At 73.4% G+C, this 19,761-nt stretch carries 20 protein-coding genes; 9 read left to right on the forward strand and 11 right to left on the reverse strand.

Annotated elements, in window-relative coordinates:
• Window positions 1-24: 24 nt before the first annotated feature.
• The gene (locus LQK89_RS01105) at window positions 25-342 is read right to left on the reverse strand and encodes a hypothetical protein (protein ID WP_231049890.1); all 318 of its coding nucleotides are present in this window, start codon (window positions 340-342) and stop codon (window positions 25-27) included.
• A gap of 160 nt (window positions 343-502) precedes the next feature.
• Here LQK89_RS01105 and LQK89_RS01110 point away from each other — a divergent pair, with 160 nt between their 5' ends.
• Together LQK89_RS01110 and LQK89_RS01115 are read left to right on the forward strand one after the other, a co-directional pair.
• Window positions 503-1,183: a TetR/AcrR family transcriptional regulator gene (locus LQK89_RS01110; protein WP_058742617.1), complete on the forward strand. Its 681-nt coding sequence runs from the start codon at window positions 503-505 to the stop codon at window positions 1,181-1,183.
• Window positions 1,184-1,306: 123 nt separating this feature from the next.
• On the forward strand, window positions 1,307-1,501 hold the full coding sequence (locus tag LQK89_RS01115; RefSeq protein WP_058742616.1) for a DUF2795 domain-containing protein: 195 nt from the start codon (window positions 1,307-1,309) through the stop codon (window positions 1,499-1,501).
• 114 nt (window positions 1,502-1,615) lie between these two features.
• On the opposite strand, the gene LQK89_RS01120 is transcribed toward LQK89_RS01115, so the two are convergent.
• The 3 genes from LQK89_RS01120 to LQK89_RS01130 all read right to left on the reverse strand — a co-directional run bounded on the left by LQK89_RS01120 (window position 1,616) and on the right by LQK89_RS01130 (window position 3,970).
• Complete coding sequence (locus tag LQK89_RS01120; RefSeq protein ID WP_231049891.1) at window positions 1,616-3,124, reverse strand: threonine/serine ThrE exporter family protein; 1,509 nt, start codon at window positions 3,122-3,124, stop codon at window positions 1,616-1,618.
• A 53-nt stretch (window positions 3,125-3,177) separates the two neighbouring features.
• Window positions 3,178-3,432 carry a hypothetical protein gene (locus tag LQK89_RS01125; protein WP_231049892.1) on the reverse strand — a complete coding sequence of 85 codons (255 nt, stop codon included), beginning with the start codon at window positions 3,430-3,432 and terminating at the stop codon, window positions 3,178-3,180.
• A gap of 97 nt (window positions 3,433-3,529) precedes the next feature.
• Window positions 3,530-3,970, reverse strand: coding sequence for an OsmC family peroxiredoxin (locus LQK89_RS01130; RefSeq protein WP_058742613.1), 441 nt, complete (start codon window positions 3,968-3,970; stop codon window positions 3,530-3,532).
• A gap of 338 nt (window positions 3,971-4,308) precedes the next feature.
• On the opposite strand from LQK89_RS01130, the gene LQK89_RS01135 reads away from it, so the two are divergent.
• Entirely contained in the window at window positions 4,309-5,466 is a 1,158-nt protein-coding gene (locus LQK89_RS01135; protein ID WP_231049893.1) for a peptidoglycan DD-metalloendopeptidase family protein, read from the forward strand.
• Here the strand turns inward: LQK89_RS01135 and LQK89_RS01140 are convergent.
• The 6 genes from LQK89_RS01140 to LQK89_RS01165 are packed head-to-tail and all read right to left on the reverse strand — an operon-like array spanning window position 5,432 to window position 13,297.
• Entirely contained in the window at window positions 5,432-6,232 is an 801-nt protein-coding gene (locus LQK89_RS01140; RefSeq protein WP_231049894.1) for a GntR family transcriptional regulator, read from the reverse strand. The genes LQK89_RS01135 and LQK89_RS01140 overlap by 35 nt on opposite strands.
• Window positions 6,233-6,245: 13 nt before the next feature.
• The gene (locus tag LQK89_RS01145; RefSeq protein ID WP_442874054.1) at window positions 6,246-7,910 is read right to left on the reverse strand and encodes a dipeptide ABC transporter ATP-binding protein; all 1,665 of its coding nucleotides are present in this window, start codon (window positions 7,908-7,910) and stop codon (window positions 6,246-6,248) included.
• Window positions 7,894-9,813: a gamma-glutamyltransferase family protein gene (locus tag LQK89_RS01150; RefSeq protein WP_231049896.1), complete on the reverse strand. Its 1,920-nt coding sequence runs from the start codon at window positions 9,811-9,813 to the stop codon at window positions 7,894-7,896. The genes LQK89_RS01145 and LQK89_RS01150 overlap by 17 nt, the downstream gene beginning before the upstream one ends.
• Window positions 9,814-9,816: 3 nt before the next feature.
• Window positions 9,817-10,692, reverse strand: coding sequence for an ABC transporter permease (locus tag LQK89_RS01155; protein ID WP_174779119.1), 876 nt, complete (start codon window positions 10,690-10,692; stop codon window positions 9,817-9,819).
• Complete coding sequence (locus LQK89_RS01160) at window positions 10,689-11,642, reverse strand: ABC transporter permease (RefSeq protein ID WP_231049897.1); 954 nt, start codon at window positions 11,640-11,642, stop codon at window positions 10,689-10,691. The genes LQK89_RS01155 and LQK89_RS01160 overlap by 4 nt, the downstream gene beginning before the upstream one ends.
• Window positions 11,639-13,297: an ABC transporter substrate-binding protein gene (locus LQK89_RS01165; RefSeq protein ID WP_231049898.1), complete on the reverse strand. Its 1,659-nt coding sequence runs from the start codon at window positions 13,295-13,297 to the stop codon at window positions 11,639-11,641. The genes LQK89_RS01160 and LQK89_RS01165 overlap by 4 nt, the downstream gene beginning before the upstream one ends.
• A 145-nt stretch (window positions 13,298-13,442) precedes the next feature.
• Between LQK89_RS01165 and LQK89_RS01170 the strand changes: the two genes are divergently transcribed.
• From LQK89_RS01170 to LQK89_RS01180, 3 genes are all read left to right on the forward strand, one after another.
• Window positions 13,443-14,291, forward strand: a complete 849-nt coding sequence (locus LQK89_RS01170) for a sulfite exporter TauE/SafE family protein (RefSeq protein WP_231049899.1) — start codon at window positions 13,443-13,445, stop codon at window positions 14,289-14,291.
• A 58-nt stretch (window positions 14,292-14,349) separates the two neighbouring features.
• Entirely contained in the window at window positions 14,350-14,967 is a 618-nt protein-coding gene (locus LQK89_RS01175; protein ID WP_231049900.1) for a hypothetical protein, read from the forward strand.
• 77 nt (window positions 14,968-15,044) lie between these two features.
• Window positions 15,045-15,668, forward strand: a complete 624-nt coding sequence (locus LQK89_RS01180; protein ID WP_231049901.1) for a DNA alkylation repair protein — start codon at window positions 15,045-15,047, stop codon at window positions 15,666-15,668.
• A gap of 154 nt (window positions 15,669-15,822) precedes the next feature.
• On the opposite strand, the gene LQK89_RS01185 is transcribed toward LQK89_RS01180, so the two are convergent.
• The gene (locus tag LQK89_RS01185) at window positions 15,823-16,647 is read right to left on the reverse strand and encodes a polysaccharide deacetylase family protein (RefSeq protein ID WP_231049902.1); all 825 of its coding nucleotides are present in this window, start codon (window positions 16,645-16,647) and stop codon (window positions 15,823-15,825) included.
• A gap of 350 nt (window positions 16,648-16,997) precedes the next feature.
• On the opposite strand from LQK89_RS01185, the gene LQK89_RS01190 reads away from it, so the two are divergent.
• From LQK89_RS01190 to LQK89_RS01200, 3 genes are read left to right on the forward strand one after another with little or no spacing between them, the layout of a single operon-like run.
• Complete coding sequence (locus tag LQK89_RS01190; RefSeq protein WP_174779114.1) at window positions 16,998-18,194, forward strand: zinc-dependent alcohol dehydrogenase; 1,197 nt, start codon at window positions 16,998-17,000, stop codon at window positions 18,192-18,194.
• 16 nt (window positions 18,195-18,210) lie between these two features.
• Window positions 18,211-19,269: an NAD-dependent epimerase/dehydratase family protein gene (locus LQK89_RS01195; protein WP_231049903.1), complete on the forward strand. Its 1,059-nt coding sequence runs from the start codon at window positions 18,211-18,213 to the stop codon at window positions 19,267-19,269.
• Window positions 19,270-19,288: 19 nt separating this feature from the next.
• Complete coding sequence (locus LQK89_RS01200) at window positions 19,289-19,732, forward strand: DUF6314 family protein (RefSeq protein ID WP_231049904.1); 444 nt, start codon at window positions 19,289-19,291, stop codon at window positions 19,730-19,732.
• Window positions 19,733-19,761: the final 29 nt, after the last annotated feature.

Consider the following 19,761-nt stretch of genomic DNA (forward strand, 5'->3'; position numbering starts at 1 on the left):
CCTCCACTCCGTCACAGGGTCGCGTCAGCAGGCGACGGAACGTGCCATCCGCTCGAGCAGCTCCCGCGCCGACATCGCCGCCGTGAGCTCGACCTCGACCGGGTTGATCCCGACCGCCCGTTCGAACGCCCGACGACGTGCCTGGTCGGCGACCGGGACCTCGGGGCGCTGCGTGAGCCGGGCGATTGCGTCGGCCGCCGCCGCGAACGCACCGGTCGGTGCACCGAGCTGCTGCCACATCGTCCGGACGTCGTGGGCCACCTGCTCGGCGTCGCTCCCGAACTCGAAGCCCGCCGACGCCATGGTCGCCAGTCCCTGTGCGACGGGGTCCTCCGGGGTCATCCCGGCATCGTCGCACGTCCCGTCCGCGAGCGCAGCGCACGTGGTGCGGGTCGAACGCTTGTCCCCCGACATGCCGACACCCGTTACGGGGATTCTGGTGGCCCCCGTGCAGGCGGTTGGATGGGGGTGCGGACAGGACGTCCGCGGCACGACGGAGGGCATGATGCTCGAACACACCAGTGCGGACACGCAGGCGGCTGCCGCTGCGGCCGCGACCCTGCACCTGCGGATCACGATCGTGGGTGCGACCGTCGACCTGCTCCGCGACGTCCCCTTCCACGAGGCGCACGTCGGGCTCGTCGCCGAGCGCCTCGACATCTCGGTCGCGGAGCTCCGACAGCACTTCCCGTCGTGGGACGGTCTCGTGCTCGCGGCGCTGGACCGCTGGAACGGCGCCCGGATGGACGAGGTCACGCGCGAGGTCGGGGACGGCTCGACCGTGGACCTGCTCCGCGCGATCGTCGCCTCGAACGCCGAGGACCCCGCGCTCATGCGACTCCTCGTCGCCCTGCTCTCCGTCGCGGGCAACCCCGCGCACCCGATGGCGACCTACCTGCGGTCCCGGTACCAGCTCTTCTACTCGCAGATCAAGCGGGGCCTGGAGCACGACGTCGCCGTGGGTCGGGCGCCGCACACGATGGACCCGCGCCGCGGAGCCGAGCAGCTGATCGCCCTGTACGAGGGACTGCAGCTCCAGGCGCTCCTCCGCGCCGAGCTCGACCTGGTCGCGGCGTTCGACCGGGCGGTGGCGCGGCTCGAGCGTGGCTGGATGGAGCGGTACGAGCCGGCGGCGGCGCAGCGCTTCTCGGCGTGGAGCGACGGCGGCAGCTGGGAGATCTGAGCCGCCGAGCGCGCCGCGGTGCGGGGCGTCGGTCCGCGCGCCTCGGCCGCTGGACGCACTGACCGGCAGGGCGCCGAGGGGCGGCCGGGTAGTCAGTGGGTCTCGCGAACGAAGGAGATCGACATGGCAGCACCGAACCCGATCCAGGTCCAGAAGTACCTCAGCGGCATCGACTACCCGGCCTCGAAGGACGACATCGTCTCGAAGGCCGAGCAAGAGGGTGCCGACGGCGACGTGCTCGAGGCACTGCGGGGCATCCCGGACGGCGACTACGACGCCCCCACCGCGGTGTCGAAGGCCGTCTCGGACGCGGGCTGAGGCGCGCCGAGTCCCGGCGTGGGTGACGAGTCCCGCGGCCCCGTGCCCGGGACTCGTCGCCCAGCCCGAGGCTCGGGGCAGCGCAGCCGCCGGCAGCGACCGTCGCCGCGCGCATCAGCGCGGCCGGGACCCCCGCGGGACGCTCCCGTTGCCGGGGTCGTACCCGGTGTCCCGCAGGACCGGGATCGCCGTCGTGTCGCTGTGGACCGAGTGCACGGTCACCCGTCGCGCCCGCCGCAGTGCACGCCGCGCCCCGGGGGTGGCCACGAGTCCGCCGAGCACCAGGCCGGCGCCGATCCCGAGGGCGACCGACACCGCCGCCACGAAGTCGAGCGCGGCCCCGGACGAGCCGGACATGAAGTTGAGCAGTGCGTTCGACACCGCGACACCGGGCAGCAGCGCGCCGCAGAACGCCGGTACCGCGATCGCCGCCACCGCCGTGCGCATCCGGACCGCCGCGATGGTGGACAGGACGCCGAGCAGCACCGACGCGACGAACGTGGCGCCGAGGAGCGGCATCCCGAGGTGCCGGAGCTCCCACAGGAACGCGCCGGAGGCGACCGAGAACACCACCGCGACGGGGATCACCCGCGCGCTGGCCTGCTGCACGAAGCAGTTCGCCGCCGCGGACACCACCGTCAAGGACAGGGACACCCAGAGCGGCAGCGGTCGGAGCACGATCCCGGACGGGTCGACCTCGATGCTCAGCCAGTGCAGCACCGCGATGCCCGCCGGCACCCCGACGACGATCGCGGCGATGACGAGCACGATGTAGAACGCCCGGGCGACGGCCATCGCCCGGAAGCCGGAGATGGCGTCCTGCGCCCAGGTGACGAGCGACACGTGCGGCAGGAGCAGCACGACGAGCGCGGCGACCATGGTGGCTGCCCCCGTCGGGGTGAGCACGTCGCCGAAGATCGCGAGGGTGCCGAGTGCCGAGGCGACGGCTGCCTGGGCACCGGAGACGAAGAACTGCGGGAAGCCCCGGCCGGTCAGCCACCGTCCCGACAGGATGATCCCGAGCATCAGGACGAAGGCGCCGAGCCCTGCTCGCCACCCACCGCCCGCCTGCATCGCGATCGAGGTCCCGAGGACCGACAGACCGACGTCCGCCAACCACGACGGCCACCGCGGCGCCAGGCGGAGCACCGCGACGAGGGCGCTCACCGCCGAGGTCATGTCCCGCTCGCCGTGCACGAGGTCGTCCACGATCTGGTTGGCGCGGGCCAGTCGGTCGAGGTCCGAGCCGTCCGACTGCACGGTCCGCACCTTCACGAGGGGCGGGTGGTCGGTCGGCGCGTACTGGATCGTCACCGAGCTGCCGGAGAAGTCCAGGTCGAGGGGCGCGAGGTTCCACTTCGTCGACACCGCGACGACGGCGGTCTCCACGCTGCGCGTGTCCGCCCCGGATGCGAGCATCACCTCGGCCAGGTCGAGGCAGAAGTCGACGATCTGGACCGGCGAGTACTGCTCGCGGGAGCGCGTGTCCGGCGTCACGTCCTCGTAGATGGTGCCGCGCAGCCGGGCGCGCGCGTCGCGGATGTCGTGCTGGGCGAGCTTGCGCACGCGGGGCCGCGGCGGACGCGGGGGCCGTGGGACACCGGGAAGGAACTGCTCGGCCATCCCGCCATGGTGCCAGCCGTCGGCCGCCGAGTCCGGACGTCGGCTGGACGCGGTCAGGGGCGGCGCTGTGCGCTCAGCCGGCCCACCACGAACGCGACGACCAGCGCACCGACCGCGAGGAGTGCCTGGCCGGCGCGTTCCTGCCAGGGGTGCTGGTCCGGGACGAAGGTCGTGTCGGACAGTGGTGCGTACGCGAACCAGCCGGTGATCGGGTGCGGAGCCGTCGCAATCAGCACGATGCCCACGAGGACGGCAGCCAGGCCGGCCCAGCCGACGATGCGGGTGGGTGACGACACGAGACGGAGCACGCGTCCCAGCGTAGGCAGCAGACGGACGGGAGGCACGGTGCCAGCTGGCACCGTGCCTCCCGTCCGTCACGTGGTGACGTCCCGTGGGACGTGACCGCTACTGCTCGAAGGTCGCCTTGAGCTCGATGTCGACGCCGGTGAGCGCCTTGCTGACCGGGCAGGTCGCCTTGGCCTCGTCGGCGGCCTTGAGGAAGGCGGCCTCGTCGATGCCGGAGACCTCGCCGTTGACGGTCAGGACGATGCCGGTGAGCTTGAAACCGCCGGCGCTGTCCGGGCCGAGCGAGACGTCGGCCTTGACGTCGAGGGCCTCGACGGTGCCGCCGGCCTCGCCGAGGATCGCGGAGAACTGCATCGCGTAGCAGGCGGAGTGCGCGGCGGCGATGAGCTCCTCGGGGCTGGTGGTGCCACCGGCCTCGTCCGCGGCGCGCTTCGGGAAGGAGACGTCGTAGGTGCCGACCTTGGAGCTGGACAGCTCGACCTGACCGGAGCCGTCGTTCAGGCCGCCGTTCCAGGCGGTGCGTGCGGTGCGCGTGGGCATTCGCGTTCCTTTCGTGTGGGGGACGGACCCGACCGGGACCGCCGCAGCCGAGTCAATCGGAGAACGACCGTTCTCGCAAGCCGTTCTCGGTGAAGACGCAGTCTCGGCGCGGACGACACCGCCCGGAGTCCGGAAGACGTCGGAGCGGGCGTCCGTCCCGGACGGTCCGGGGTACAGCGGCGGCTCGGGGGTACCGGCCCGCGCCGTCACCCCGGAACTGGGGCTGTGTCCGGACGGACGCACTTGTGACGATCGTCCGGCGACGCTGACAGGGCGCGTCGCACACGGCCCGCACCGGGCCGGCGGCCCGCGCCGTCCTCCGCGGGGACAGGGGAACCATGCACAGCACCACCACCAGGCGGCTGACCGCGGTCGTCACCGCGGCGGCGATCCTCGTCGGCGGCCTCGCCGCCGCCGCACCGGCACGGGCGGCGACCGTCGTGTCGACGAGCGTGCCGTCGGGCACGACGTTGCAACCGGGCGACGCGATGACGTCGTCCAACGGACAGTTCCGACTCGTGATGCAGGGCGACGGGAACCTCGTCGAGTACGGCGTCGGCAACGTCGTCGTCTGGGCGTCGAACACGGCGAAGTACCCCGGAGCGGTCATGGACGTCGGGACCGACGGGGTGCTCGTGCTCCGCCGCGGCGGACAGCTCATCGCGCGGTGGGGTGCCGGTGGCGTGGTCGGACGGGACTTCGGCGTCCTGCCGGACGGCACGCTGCGCATGCGCGACTCGGCGAAGAAGACGCTCTGGACGATCCGGTCGTTCCAGGACCGGGTGACCGCCGGCAACGTCATCCAGCCCGGTACGGTCCTGCGGTCGGACGCCGGGACCTCACGGCAGTTCACCATGCAGGCCGACGGGAACCTGGTGCAGTACGTCGACGGAGCGGCGACGTGGGCCTCGAACACGAGCGGGCACCCGGGAGCGTGGGCGGCCGTCCAGACCGACGGCAACCTCGTCGTCTACGGCCCGGACCGCAGGGCCCTGTGGTCCTCGCGGACCAGTCGCGCCGGTGCCGGCCAGCTCATGGTGCAGGCCGACGCGAACGTGGTGCTCTACGGCGCCTCGGACACCCGCGTGTGGTCGACCCGGCCGGTCACCGGGATGCTGTGGCCGGTCGCCTCGACGAAGATCTCCGGGAAGTACGGCGACGACCGCGGGGCGGGCCACACGCCCCGCTACCACCAGGGGACCGACGCGAACGTGCCCGTGGGGACGCCGGTCTACGCGTCCGGCGGCGGGACGGTGACCCAGACCGTCGCGAACGACCCGTCCTTCGGCAACTACGTCGTGGTCCAGTACGGGATGACGACCGTCCTCACCGCGCACCTCAGCGTGATCGAGGTGACGAAGGGGCAGGTCGTCGCGAAGTCGACCGAGATCGCACGGTCCGGGAACACCGGCCAGTCGACCGGGCCGCACGTGCACGTCGAGACGCGGGTCGGCGGGACCCTCAAGGACCCGATGACGATCCTGCACTTCCGCTGACGTCGGGCCGCGCGCTTCCGCTGACGGCGGGTCCGGCCGCGCGCAGGTCGGCGGGTCCGGCCGCGCTGACGGCGGGTCCGGCCGCGCGCAGGTCGGCGGCGCGGTCGGGCGAGGTGCGTGCCGCGTACCCGATCCGGCTCTCGCGGACGTGCCACGCCATGCGCTCGGCGGCCTGGTCGACGTCGCCCGCGTCGATCGACGCCAGGATCCGGCGGTGGTCCGGCCACAGGCGCTTGCCGCGGGACGACGTGTCGAGCGCGTAGAGCCACTCGATCTTCCGGGACAGCTGGCGCAGGAGCGTCGCGAGCGTGCTGCTGCCGGACAGCTCGGCGACGAGCAGGTGGAAGCGCTCGTTCAGGTCGACGAGCAGGTCGAGCTCGTCGCGCGCCACGGCGGCGTCCCCGGCGTCGAGGACCTCGCCGAGCTCCCGGCGGACCCGCCACCAGTCCTCCGGCGGGGCCGGTGCGTCGAACAGGGTGCGGGCGCGCGTGGCGGCGCGGCGGGCGGTGGCGGTCTCGAGGGACTCCCGGACGGCGAACAGGTCGTCGGCCTCGTCGAAGGGGATGTCGGCGATCCGGGAGCCCGCGTTCGGGCGGGACACGACGAACCCCTCGCCCTCGAGGCCGCGCAGGGCCTCGCGAACGGGCACTCGGGAAACGCCGTGACGCTCCGCGAGGAACGCCTCGGTCACCCGGGTCCCGGGCTGCAGCGCACCGGACACGATGTCGTGGCGGATGGCGTCGATGACGCTCGTCCCGTTCAGCACGGGGCCGATCGTCTCACACGACCGCCTCGGCGAGGCTCCGGCCCGGGATCGCGTCGAGCAGGTCCCGCGTGTACTGCTCCTGCGGGTCGTCGAACACCGCGGCCACCGACCCGCGTTCGACCACCTTCCCCCGTCGCATCACCACGACGTCGTCCGCGATCCGACGGACCACCCCGAGGTCGTGCGTGATGAACAGGTAGCTCAGCCCGAGCCGGTCCTGCAGGTCGTCGAGGAGCGTCAGGATCTGCTCCTGCACGAGCACGTCGAGCGCGGAGACCGCCTCGTCGAGGATGATCAGCTCTGGCTCGAGGGCCAGCGCCCGGGCGATCGCGACGCGCTGCCGCTGCCCGCCGGAGAGCTCGTTCGGTCGGAGCTGCGCGACCTCGCGGGGCAGGGCCACCTGGTCGAGGAGCGTCGCCACGCGCTCGGTCCGGGACGCCCGGTCGCCGACCCCGAACACGCGGAGGGGTTCGTCGATGATCCGCTCGATGGTCGACGTCGGGTCGAGCGACCCGTACGGGTCCTGGAACACCGGCTGCACGCGACGACGGACGGCCCGACGCTCCCGGCCCCGGGCGGCGCCGATCGACAGGCCGTCGACGAGCGCCGTGCCGGACGTCGGGGTCTCGAGCCCGAGCACGATCCGCGCGACCGTGGTCTTGCCGGACCCGGACTCGCCGACCACCGCGGTGGTGGTGCCCCGGCGGACCGTGAACGACACCCCGTCGCTCGCCCGCAGGGTGCCGGCGCCGCGGCCGCGCAGCCGGTACTCCTTCACCAGGTCGGACACGACGAGGATCGGTTCCCCGGGTGCGGTCGGCTCCGGGGCGACCCCGGACAGCGCCGGCGCGGCCGCGATGAGCCGCTTCGTGTACTCGTGCTGCGGGTCGCGGAGGATCGCCGCGGGGGCGCCCTGCTCGACGACCTCGCCGTCGAGCATCACCACGATGCGGTCGGTCCGGTCCGCCGCGACGCCGAGGTCGTGCGTCACGAACAGCAGCGTGGTGCCGTGCTGGTCCACCAGGGTCTGCAGGTGGTCGAGGATCTGCCGCTGCACCGTCACGTCGAGGGCGCTCGTCGGTTCGTCGGCGATGAGGAGCTCCGGCTGTCGGGCGAGCGCGACCGCGATGAGGATGCGCTGCCGCATGCCGCCGGAGAACTCGTGCGGGAACTGGTCCGCGCGGCGGGCGGCCTCGGGGATGCCGGCCTCGGTCATGAGCTCGACCACGCGGCGACGGACGGCGGACCGTCCGCGCAGCCCGCCGGCACGGAGCGCGTCGGCGATCTGCGCACCGACCCGCATCGACGGGTTGAGGTTCGTCGACGGGTCCTGCGGCACCAGGCCGATCCGGCCGCCGCGGATCCGGCGCATGAGCGGCTCGTCGGCGTGCGCGATGTCGTCGTCGCCGAGCGTGATCGCCCCGCCGGTGATGTGCCCGGCGCCCGGTAGCAACCGGAGGAGCGCCGCGATGAGCGTCGACTTGCCCGAGCCGGACTGTCCGACGATCGCGACGCGCTCGCCGCGGCGGACGTCGAGGTCGACGCCGTGCAGGACCTCGCGGTCCCCGAACGCGACGCGCAGGTCGCGCACGGAGAGCAGGCGGTCGGCTCCGGCGTCGGACGGGAGGCGCGGTGCGGCCCCGGTGGTCGTCGTCACGTTCTCAGCGTCCTGCGGCATAGCCCTGTGCTCCTCGGGGGTTGGCGGCGGCGCCCATGACGCCGGTGTCGGGGTCGCGCGTGACGCACGACAGGCGGCCGAGCGACCAGTCGCCGGCGCGGGTGACGACGTGGCCGAGCTCCTCGAGCCCGGCGATCACCTCGTCGCCGAGACGGTCCTCGACGACCAGGCCGCCCGGGGTCCAGGTGCGCGGCCAGAACGAGCCCGGGAAGGACGTCGTGTGCAGCGCGGGGGCGTCGATCGCCTGCTGCGGGGACCACCCGCCGACGATCGTGCGGAGCAGGAACAGCAGCTGCCACTGGTCCTGCTGGTCGCCGCCGGGGGAGCCCATCGCCACGACCGGCTCGCCGTCCCGGAGCACGAGCGTCGGCGTGAGCGTCGTGCGGGGTCGGGCACCGGGGGTCAGCGTGGACGCCGTGCCCTCTTCGAGCCAGGTCATCTGCAGGCGGGTGCCGAGGCAGAACCCCAGGCCGGGGATCGTCGGGGACGACTGCAGCCAGCCGCCGGACGGTGTCGCGCTGACGATGTTGCCCCAGCGGTCGACGACGTCGATGTGGCACGTGTCGCCTCGCGTCTCGCCGGTCGCCATCACGATCGGTTCGCCGCGGTCCTCGTGCACCGGGTCGTCCTCGGCCGGGGCCGCGACCGGAGTCTCCACCGGGGCCTCGCCGCGGGCGCCCGGGACGGTGGGCTCGCCGACGCCGGCGACCGGCTCGCCACGCGGCGTGTAGGTCTCGCGGAGCGGGGGCACGGTGCCGCCGGGGACGGACACGGCACCCGGTCGGAACGCGTGCGAGGCGCGGTCGCCGATCAGGGTCCGGCGCTCGTCGGAGTAGGCGTCGGAGAGCAGCTCGGCCATCGGGACGTCGCGCTCGCCGTAGTGCACCTCGCGGTCGGCCAGCGCGAGCTTCTGCGCCTCGACGATGGTGTGCGCGCCGAGCACGGTGGACGGGTCGAGGCGTTCGTCGTCGAGCGGCTCGAGCAGGCGCAGGGTCTGCAGGAGCGCCGGGCCCTGCCCCCAGGGTCCGGTCTTCGCGATCGTGTGCCCGCGGAACTCGGCGGTGGTCGCCGGCTCGGTGGACGCCCGGAAGGCCGCCATGTCGGCGGCGGTGATGACGCCGGCGTGGTCCGTGCCGGACGCGTGCCGGTGCGGGGTGCGGACGAACGCGTCGACCGCCTGCGCGACGACGCCCTCGGCCCACTCGGTGCGCGCCGCCTCGATCCGGGCGACGCGTGCGTCGCCCGCCGCGTCGGTGTCGACACCGCGACCGGCCTGCACGAGCCGGTCCAGGACGCCGGCCCATGCCTCGTTGCGCACGAGGGTCCCGGGGACCGGCACCGTGCCTCCCGGCAGCCACTGCGTGGCGGAGGTGGGCCAGTGGTCCCGGAACAGGTCCTGCACCGTCGCGATCGTGGCGACCACCCGCGGGGCGACCGGGTGGCCGTCGCGGGCGTAGCCGACGGCGGGGGCGAGCACGTCGGCGAGCTCCCACGTGCCGTGCTCGGCGAGGAGCAGCAGCCACGCGTCGACGGCACCGGGGACGGCGGCCGCGAGGGCCCCCGATCCCGGCACCAGGTCGAGTCCCTCGGAACGGAGGTGCTCCGGCGTCGCGCCGGCGGGGGCTGGTCCCTGGCCCATCAGCACCGTCGGGGTCTTGTCGGACGCGGTGGCGAAGACGGCGGTGACGTCACCGCCGGGGCCGTTCAGGTGCGGCTCGACGACGTGCAGGACGAACGCGCCGGCGACGGCCGCATCGAAGGCGTTGCCGCCGCGTTCCAGGACCGACTGGGCCGTCGCGGTCGCGATCCAGTGCGTCGCGGCGGCCATGCCGAACGTGCCCTGCAGGTCCGGCCGGGTGGTCTCGGTCGGCGGTGCGGTGAAGGCGGGGTTGGTGGTGCGCATGCGTTACTTCCGGTCCGAGGCGGTGGGGTCGAGGGCGTCGCGCAGGGCGTCGCCGAACAGGTTGAAGCCGAGGCAGACGACGGCGATCGCGACGCCGGGCACGACCGCGGCCCACGGCGCCTGGCCGAGGTACTGCTGCGCGTCCGAGAGCATGATGCCGAGGCTCGGGGTGGGCGGCTGGATGCCGAGGCCGAGGAAGGACAGCAGGGCCTCGCCGATGACCGCGACCGGCATGATCACCGTGGCCTGCACGATGATCGCCGAGACGCAGTTCGGCAGGACGTGCTGCAGGATGATCCGCGCGCCGCCCGCGTCGAGCGTCTTCGCGCTCGTCACGAAGTCGGCACTCGTGATCCGGAGGGTCTCGCCGCGCACGATGCGGATCATCGCCGGGACGTGCGAGATGCCGATGGCGACCACCGCGTTCGTCAGGCTCGGTCCGCTGATCGCGGCCAGTCCGACCGCGATGATGAGGAACGGGAAGGCGAGTGCGACGTCCGTCAGACGGCTGATGATCGCGTCGAGCCAGCGCCAGTACCCGGCGAGCAGCCCGAGCGGGGTGCCGACGACGACCGCGAGCAGGACCGACAGGACGCCCACGACGAGCGAGACCTGGATGCCGTACAGCGTGCGGGACAGGATGTCGCGCCCGAGGTCGTCGGTGCCCAGGCCGAAGCCGACGGTGAACGGCACCTGGAACGGCAGGTCGAAGTGCGTCGTGGTGGGGTCGTACGGTGCGACGAGCGGGGCGGTGACCCCGGCGAGGACGACGACGGCGAGCATGATGCCGCCGGTCATGCCGAGGCGGTTCGTCCGGACCTGCTTCCAGACGCGACCGCGGCTCGACCCGAGGTCGAACGGCGCTGTGATGGTGGTCATGCGGTGCCCCCCACGCGGATCTTCGGGTTGATGACGGAGTACAGGACGTCCACGGCGAAGTTGATGAGGACGTAGCCGAGGGTGATCACGAGGACGACGGCCTGGATGACCGGGTAGTCGCGGGTGAAGACGGCGTCGAGCGTGAGCTTGCCGAAGCCCGGCAGCGCGAAGATGCGCTCCGTGACGACCGCGCCCGAGATGAGCCCGCCGAGCTGCAGGCCGACGATCGTCACGACGACGATCATCGAGTTGCGCAGGCCGTACCGGAACAGCACGCGCGGGCGGCTGAGGCCCTTCGCGCGGGCGGTCCGGACGAAGTCGGTCTTCATCGTCTCGATCATCGAGGCACGGGTCTGCCGCATGATCACGGCGGCGAGCGAGGTCCCGAGGATCAGGGCCGGCAGCGTCAGGTGGTGCAGGGCGCCGAGGGGGTCGCTCGTCACCGCGACGTAGCCGGACGCCGGGAACCAGCCGAGCCCCGCGGCGAGCCACACGATCGCCAGGATCCCGAGCCAGAAGTTCGGGACGCTCAGGCCGACGAGCGCGGCGGCGTTCGCCATCCACTCGGGCCAACGGCCGCGGTACCGCTCGGCGAGGGTGCCGAGGGCGACCCCGACGACGACCGCCACGACGATCGCGTACAGCGCGAGCCACAGCGTGACCGGCAGGGTCGAGCCGAGCAGCTCGGTGACGGGCGTCCCCGTGCGCGTCGACTGGCCGAGGTCGCCCTGCAGCGCGTTGACCACGAAGCGCCAGTACTGCACGAGCAGGGAGTCGTCGAGTCCGAGGTCCGCGCGGACCGCCGCGAGCCGCTCGGGACTCGCCTCTTCACCGGCGAGGGCCAGGGCGGGGTCGCCCGGCAGCTGCCGGACCCCGAAGAACACGACGACCGAGGCGAGGACGAGCGTGAGCGCCGCCTGCCAGAGTCGGGTCACGACGTACCGGATCACTTGCTGCCGCCTTCCACGAACGCCGCCTGGCTGAGTCGGACCACGCCGTCGGCGTAGGTGGAGACCCCGGCGACGTCCTTGCTGACGCCCGTGATGCTCCGGGTCCGGTAGAGGTAGATGATCGGGTCGTCCTGCTGCACCTTCGTCACGAGCTGCCCGTACAGGTCGGCGCGCTCCTGCTGGTCGGTGGCCTGGGCCGCACGGCTGATCAGGTCGTCGACGTCGGGGTCGCTGTACCCGGGGTAGTTGTTGCCGCCGCCGGTGCCCAGGAACGAGCCGATGTTGCCGTGCGGGTCCACCCGGCCTGACCAGCCGAGCTGGAGCGCCTGGAAGTCGCCGCGGGTCTGGTCGTCGAGCAGGGTCGTGTACTCGACCGGGGTGATCGTGATCGCGAAGCCGCCGGCGCGGGCCTGGGCCTGCAGCGCCTGGGCGAACCGCACGGTGTCGGGGGTGTTCGTCACCTCCATCTCGATCGGGAACGGCTGCTCGACGCCGGCCTGCTCGAGGAGCTGCTTCGACCGCTCGGGGTCGTACTCCGGGCAGGCCTTGCTCGCGTCCGTCGCGAACACGCTCGAGTCCGGGATCGGCGAGCACGCCACGTCGGCCCAGCCGCGGAACACGCTCTGCACGAGTTCGGCGCGGTTGATCGACATCGACAGGGCCTGCCGGACCGTCCGCTGCGTGGCGAGCGGGGTGTCGAGCGGCTCCGGGTCCGTCCCGACGCCGTCCTGGTTGGCCAGGTTGATCGTGATGCCCTGGTAGCCGAGCGACCCGGTGCGCAGGACGCTGAGGTCCTTCCGCCGCATGAGCTCGTCGACGTCCTGGGTCGAGATCGAGTCGGCCACCTGCACGTCGCCGGACTTCAGGTTCTGCGCGCGGATGCTCGCGTCCGTGATGATCCGGTAGGTGATCCGGTCGAAGTGCGCGCTCGCCGGGTCGTGGTACTGCGGGTCGCGCTCGACCGTGATCGACGTCTGCGGGACGCGCTCGACGAACTTGTACGGGCCGATGCAGACCGGGTGATCACCGAAGCCGTCGCCCTCCTGCTCCAGCGCCGTCGGCGACATCACCATGCCCGCACGGTCCGCGAGCGCGGCGGTGATCGGGGCGAAGGGCGTCGCGTAGCGGATCCGGACGGTGTGGTCGTCGACCGCGTCGATGCTCGACACCGGGCCCATCTCGCTCTTCCGGCTCGAGTCGTCCTTCGTCAGGTTGCGTTCGAGCGTCGTCACGACGGCGTCCGCGTCGAACGGGGTGCCGTCGGCGAAGCGGTACCCGGTGTGCACCGGGAACGTCACGGTCTTCCCGCCGTCGGAGACCGTCGGGAGCTCGGTCGCGAGCATCGGGACGACCGTGCCCTCGGCGTCGATGTCGTACAGCTTCTGGCACATCGTCTCCATGACGTACCGGGTGTACAGCGACGACGAGGTGGTCGGGTCGAGTCGGTCCGGCTCGGCGGAGAGCGCCATCACGAGGTCACCGCCCTCGCGGACCTGCTGGTCGCCGATCGGGACGGTCGTGACGGTGCCGGCGGTCGCGCCGCCGGCCTTCGAGCGTTGGACCGGGACGCAGGCGGTGAGGGCGAGCGTGGCGGCCAGGGCGACGGCGGGCACGGCGAGCAGTGTCCGGCGGCGTCGGGGGGAGGTCTGGGACATCGTGTTCCTGGAGCTGCGGTGTGCGTGGCGACTCTTGTGGAGTCACGCTCAGGAGTGCGGTGATTGCATACAATCACGGATCGTGACTCGTTTTTGTACACATTGTGTTTCGGGCGCGTAACACCTCGGACGTACCCTGGTGGCGATGTCCTCCCGCCTCGGCCGCAGCGCCGTCCTCGTCGCGGTCGGCGTCGTCGCCGGCGTCCTCTCCGGGCTGTTCGGCGTCGGCGGCGGTGTCGTCGTGGTGCCCGCGCTCATGGCGTTCCTGCACCTCGACCAGCGCCGAGCCTCGGCCACGTCGCTCGTGGCGATCGCCCCGGCGGCGGTCGTCGGTGCGGTCACCTACGGGGTGCAGGGCGAGGTGCACTGGCTCGCCGCGCTCACCCTGGCGGTGGGCAGCGTCGTCGGGGCCCCGCTCGGCGCACGGCTCCTGCGACGGCTGCCGCTCCGGGTGCTGCCGTGGATCTTCGTGGGGTTCATCGCGGTCGTGCTCGTGTCGCTGTTCACCAGCGTCCCGACCCGCGGCGGCGACGTGCACTTCGGTGTCGTCGAGGCGCTCGTCCTGCTCGCCCTCGGGCTGCTGTCCGGGGCGCTCTCCGGCTTGGTGGGGGTGGGCGGCGGGGTCGTCATCGTGCCCGGACTCGAGGTGGCCCTGGGGGCCGGCGATCTGCTCGCGAAGGGCACGTCGCTCCTCACCATGGTGCCGACCGCGGTCTCCGGCACGGTCGCGAACCTGCGGCGCCGGGCCGTCGACCTGCGGGTGGGGCTCGTGGTCGGCGTGACCGCGGCGGTGTGCTCGCCGGGTGGGGCGTGGATCGCGCGACTGGTCGACCCGCAGGTGGGCACGTGGCTGTTCGCCGGGTTCCTGGTGCTCGTGGCGGTGATCGTGCTCGTCCGCGGTCGGCGTTCCGCGGCACGCCGGTCCGGCACGGTCGACGCTGCGCCGGACGTCGATACCGGCGCAGAGACAGCCACCGACTCCGCCGTGCGCTGACCCGAGCGGGGTACGGCTCGCCGTGAGCCGCGCTCAGGTCGCCGGTACGCTCCGCGCCATGCAGACCGTGGTGTGGGTGGTGCTGGGGATCGCCCTGGTGGTCGTGGTCGTCGTGGTGGCGCTCGAGGGGCGCATCATGCACAAGCCCGAGGCCGAGCGTGCGCCGTGGGAGCGGCGGTTCCTGCGCGTCGACCGCGGTGCCGCGCGCGTGCAGCAGTCGTGGGCGCGGAACGTCATGCCGTGGGTGGTCGCCGCGGTCGCGGTCGTCGGCCTCGTCACGCTCGCCCCGCTCTGGGCAGAGGGGCGGGTCGGGGTCGCAGCGGGCCTGTCCGCGATGTTCGTCGTGCTCGGAGGCGGTGCCGTGCTGCTCTGGGCGACGGTGCTCCGGAAGCGCGGACCCGCGTGGCGGAGCCGGCAGGACGACGAGAACCGCCGGGCCGACACCGATGGGCGGCCGCGCTGGTTCGTGAGCGTCAAGGCCGGGTACCTGGTCGGCGGGGCGTTCACCGTGATCGGGCTGCTCAGCCTGCTGTCCTCGATCACGATGGGCGGAGCGGTCTCGACGACCGCGGTGCTGCTCGCCGTCGGGGTGCTCTTCCTCGTGCTCGCCGCCCTGCAGCAGCGCGGCGAGCGCCGCGCCGGTCGTCGTCCCGGCTCGGACGCGGACCGCACCTGACCACGTCGTCGGTCGGGCCGGCCGGGAGGACCGTGGCGACCGGGCTGCCAGACTTGCGGCATGCAGGAGGTCACCCCGTGAACGGCGCGTCGGCCGAGGACGTCCTCGTCGCCTTCGCGCGGACCCCGGGGGACGTGGCGGCGGCGCGGCGGGTCGCCCGGCAGTTCGCCGACCTCGACGCGGGGGAGCGCTCCGCCCTGCTCTGGAGCGAGGACCCCGGCGCGCGGCTCGTCGCGGTGGTGCTCCTCGTGCAGGCGATGCGGGCGCGGCCGGACGCCGAGCTGACGGACGAGTACCTCGCCGCTGCGAAGTCGGAGCGCTTCGACGACACCACGCTCGTCGACCTCGCGGCGGAAGAGCTCGTCGGCGCTCCGCTCGTCGGCGGGTCGACCGGGCCGCTGTTCGCGCTCGTGAAGTCCGACGTGGCGATGGTGCGCCGGATCGCGGTCGTGGCGACCCTGGCGTTCGCCAAGCAGGGCGACGCCGAGGTCCCGCTCGGGATCGTCGGGCGGCTCGTCCGGGAGCGCAGCGACACCGTGCAGTCGGCGCTCGGGTGGGTCCTGCGCGAGACCGGCAAGCGGGCGTCCGAGCCGGCGCTCGTGGCGTTCCTCGAGCGGCACGGGCGGTTCCTGACCCCGGCGGCACGGGCGACCGCGACCGAGCACCTGCCCCCGGCCGAGCGCGACCGGCTGCGCGCCTGACCGCCCGCCCGCGCCCGCCTCGCCCGCTCGTCCGTCCGCCGGCTCGCAAAACGCAACTGCGGCGGTTTCTCGCAGCGACATTCCGCTGCGAGGAACCGCCAGCGTTGCGTCTTGCGGGACCGATCGCCGGGAAGCGACTCGCGTGGGGCCGGGGTCAGTGGGAGAACACGTCGTCGAGCGTGTAGGTCGCCAGGCCGCGCTGCTCGAGCAGGGCGTGGAGCCGCGGCAGCGCGCCGATGGTGCCCGGGAAGTTGGCGTGCCCGATGACGATGTGCGCCGGCTGGAACCACTGCTCCGCGAAGCCGACGATCTGGTCGGACGTGATGTCCCCGGAGTCCGCGAGCGTCCCGTACCAGAGCAGCGGGGTCGTGTAGCCGACGGCCGCCGCCGCCCGGTCGACCCGGGCGTCGTGGTAGCCGAACGGCGGCCGGAAGTACGGCTTCGCGTCCACGCCGTAGGTGTCCTGGATGAAGGCGTGGTTCCGCGTCAGCTGGTCCTGGACCGCCTGGTCGCCGAGCTTCGTCAGGGCGGGGTGGTCCCACGTGTGGTTCCCGAGCTGGACCTGCCCGGAGGCGACGAGGGGCCGCAGCAGGTCGGCGTGCTCGGTCCACGCAGGCCGGGCGCCGTTGACGAAGAAGGTCAGGCGTGTGCCGGTCTCGGCGGCGAACCGGGCGTAGGCGGCGACGACGTCCGACGATGCCCCGTCGTCCACCGTCCACGCGATCCCGGGCGTCCCCGCTGGCAGACCCGTCACGGTCCCCCGGGGCAGCGGCACCTTCGTCAGTGCCGGACGGGTCGGGGTCGGGGTCGGTGTGGGTGTGGGCGTGCCCGTGGGTGTCCGGGTGGCTGTCGGTGTCGGCGTCGGCGTCGCGCTCGGCGCCCGCCGGGGCGGCTCGGATGAACACGCGGCGAGCGCCCCGGCGGCGAGGAGCGCTCCGGCCCCGGTGAGCAGGCTGCGGCGCGTGGTGCGGTGGTCCATCGGAGCCAGCGTGGCGGGTGGGCGGCACCGGGCGCATCGGCGGACGGGCGGAGACCGACTGGCCGATCGGCCACGTTCGAGCCCATCGCGCCCGTGATCGGAGGCGGATCCGCGCGTCGTGTGGCGGAAGGAACGGCTTCCGACGCGCGGATCGGTCTCCGACGCGCGGATCGGTCTCCCACGCGCGGATCGGCCTCCGACGCGCGGATCGGCCTGCGACGCGCGGATCGGTGGAACAGCGGGGCGCGCGGGCGGGGCTGGGAACGCGCCACGGGGCGGGCGGGTACCGACGAGAGGGAGACGAGCCGTGCCTCCCGGCCGGCCCGACGCGACCACGAGAGGAGCGCGACGTGCGCGCACTGACCTGGCAGGGCACCGAGAAGGTGTCCGTCGAGACCGTCCCCGACCCGACCATCCAGGAGCCGACCGACGCGATCGTGCGGATCACGTCGACCGCCATCTGCGGCTCCGACCTGCACCTGTACCGCGTGCTCGGCCCGTACATCGACAAGGGCGACGTCCTCGGGCACGAGCCCATGGGCATCGTCGAGGAGGTCGGCTCCGCCGTCACGAACCTGAAGGTCGGCGACCGGGTCGTCGTCCCGTTCAACATCTCGTGCGGCCACTGCTGGATGTGCCGCCACGGCTTCCAGTCGCAGTGCGAGACGACGCAGGTGAAGGAGTACGGCACCGGCGCCTCGCTCTTCGGCTACACGAAGATGTACGGCCAGGTCCCCGGCGGGCAGGCCGAGTACCTGCGCGTGCCGCACGCCGACTACGGCCCGATCAAGGTGCCGGACACCGGCGCGGACGACCAGTGGCTGTTCATGAGCGACATCATCCCGACCGCCTGGCAGGCCGTGCAGTACGCGGACGTGCCCGAGGGCGGGACGCTCGCGGTGCTCGGCCTCGGCCCCGTGGGGCAGTTCGCCGCACGGATCGGCAAGCACCTCGGCTACCGGGTGCTCGCCGTCGACCCCGAGCAGGTCCGCCGCGACCTCGGGGCGAAGCACGGCATCGAGGTGTTCGACCTGTCCGACGACGTCGTGCCGCAGCTCGTCGACCTCACCGACGGTCGCGGGCCGGACGGCGTGGTCGACGCGGTCGGCATGGAGGCGCACGGCAACCCCGTCGCCGGGTTCGCCCAGCGCGCGGCCGGCCTGCTGCCGGACAAGCTCGCGCAGAAGGCGATCGAGACCGCGGGCGTCGACCGGCTGGCGGCGGTGCACGCGGCGATCGACCTCGTCCGACGCGGTGGCACGGTGTCGCTGTCCGGCGTGTACGGCGGGATGGCCGACCCGATGCCGATGATGACCCTGTTCGACAAGCAGATCACGATCCGCGAGGGACAGTGCAACGTCCGCCGCTGGGTCGACGACCTGATGCCGCTCGTGTCCGACCCCTCGGACCCGCTCGGCACGCTCGACCTGACCACGCACCGGGTGTCGCTCGAGGACGCCCCGCACATGTACTCGGTCTTCCAGAAGAAGGAGGACGGCTGCATCAAGGTCGTCCTCGACCCGTCGCTCGCGCCCGCGGCGGCGTGACGGACGGGCACGGCTGATGCGCGTCGTGGTGGTCGGGGCGACCGGGAACGTCGGGACCGCCGTGCTGCGGCGGCTCGCGGCGGCCCGGCTCGCCGGTGACGGCCGGGCCGGCTCCGACGAGGGGCTGCAGGTCGTCGGGGTCGCCCGGCGGCTGCCCGACGCCCGGGTCGCACCGTACGACGTCGCGGTCTGGCACGCCGTCGACGTCGGTGGCGACGGTGCCGTCGAGGAGCTCGCCGCCGTGTTCCGCGGGGCCGACGCCGTCGTGCACCTGGCGTGGGCGCTCCAGCCGACGCACGACATCCCCGCGCAGCACCGGACCAACGTGCGGGGCGCGGCGAACGTGCTCGCCGCCGTGGCCCGGGCCGGGGCCCAGCAGGTCGTCGTGGCCTCGTCGGTCGGGGCCTACCGCGGGGTCGACGTGGACGGCAAGCGGACGCCGGTGGACGAGTCCTTCCCCGCCACCGGCATCCCGACGGCGACGTACTCGGTCCACAAGGCCGAGAACGAACGGGCACTGGACACGTTCGAGCGCGAGCACCCGGACGTGGTCGTGACCCGGCTCCGGCCCGGGCTGGTGTTCCAGCGGTCGGTCGCGGCGGAGCTCCGTGGGCTGTTCCTCGGGCACCTCGTCCCGATGTCGGTCGTGCGTGCGGCCCGGTTCGCGGTCCTGCCGCTGCCGCTGCCGTTCGTGTTCCAGGCCGTGCACGCCGACGACCTCGCCGACGCGTTCTGGCGGGCGATCGATCGGCGGGCCGCCGGCGCGTTCAACATCGCGGCGTCGCCGCTGCTCACCCCGCCGCGGATGGCCCGGGCCGCCGGGATGCTCGGCGCGGTGCGGATCCCGCTCCGCCTGCTGCGCGGGGTCGTCACGCTGACCTGGCGGCTCCGGCTCCAACCGACGGACGCCGGGTGGCTCGACATCGCCGCCGGCGTGCCGATCATGCGGACCGACCGGGCCCGGACCGAGCTCGGGTGGGCGCCGCAGCACACGGCGGAGGACGCCCTGCGGGAACTCGTCGGCGGCTTCGCCGACGGCGCCCGCGTGCCCGCGTCCGGACCCCTGCGCGGGTGACGCCGCGTAGCCTGAGGGGGTGCTGCTGCCGACGGACCTGCTCGGGGACTGGGACCTCGCACGGACCGTGGACGACCGGGCCGCCGGTGTCCGCGGGACCGTCACCGGCCGCACCACGCTCACGCTGACCGGTCCGGACGAGGTGCGCTGGGACGAGTCCGGCGTGATGCGGTTCGGCGGTCGGGAGACCACGGTGTCCCGGACGCTGCTCGTCCGACGCGGCGCCGACGCGCACTGGACCGTGCACTTCGCCGACGGCCAGGTCTTCCACGACTGGGTGTGGGGCTCCGTCGTCGAGCACGCCTGCGCGCCGGACGACTACACCGGGGTGCTCGGCGGCGTCGCCGATCGGTGGACGGTGCGTTGGGAGGCCAGGGGTCCCGCGAAGGACTACCGGCTCGACAGCGTGCTCGAGCGTCGGAACGGCGCAGCGTCGGACCGGCACAGCGTCGGTCCGGCCTGACGCAGCGTCGGACCGGACCGGCAGACTGA

The sequence above is a fragment of the Curtobacterium sp. C1 genome, assembly GCF_021049325.1.
In the GTDB taxonomy this organism is placed as follows: domain Bacteria; phylum Actinomycetota; class Actinomycetes; order Actinomycetales; family Microbacteriaceae; genus Curtobacterium; species Curtobacterium citreum.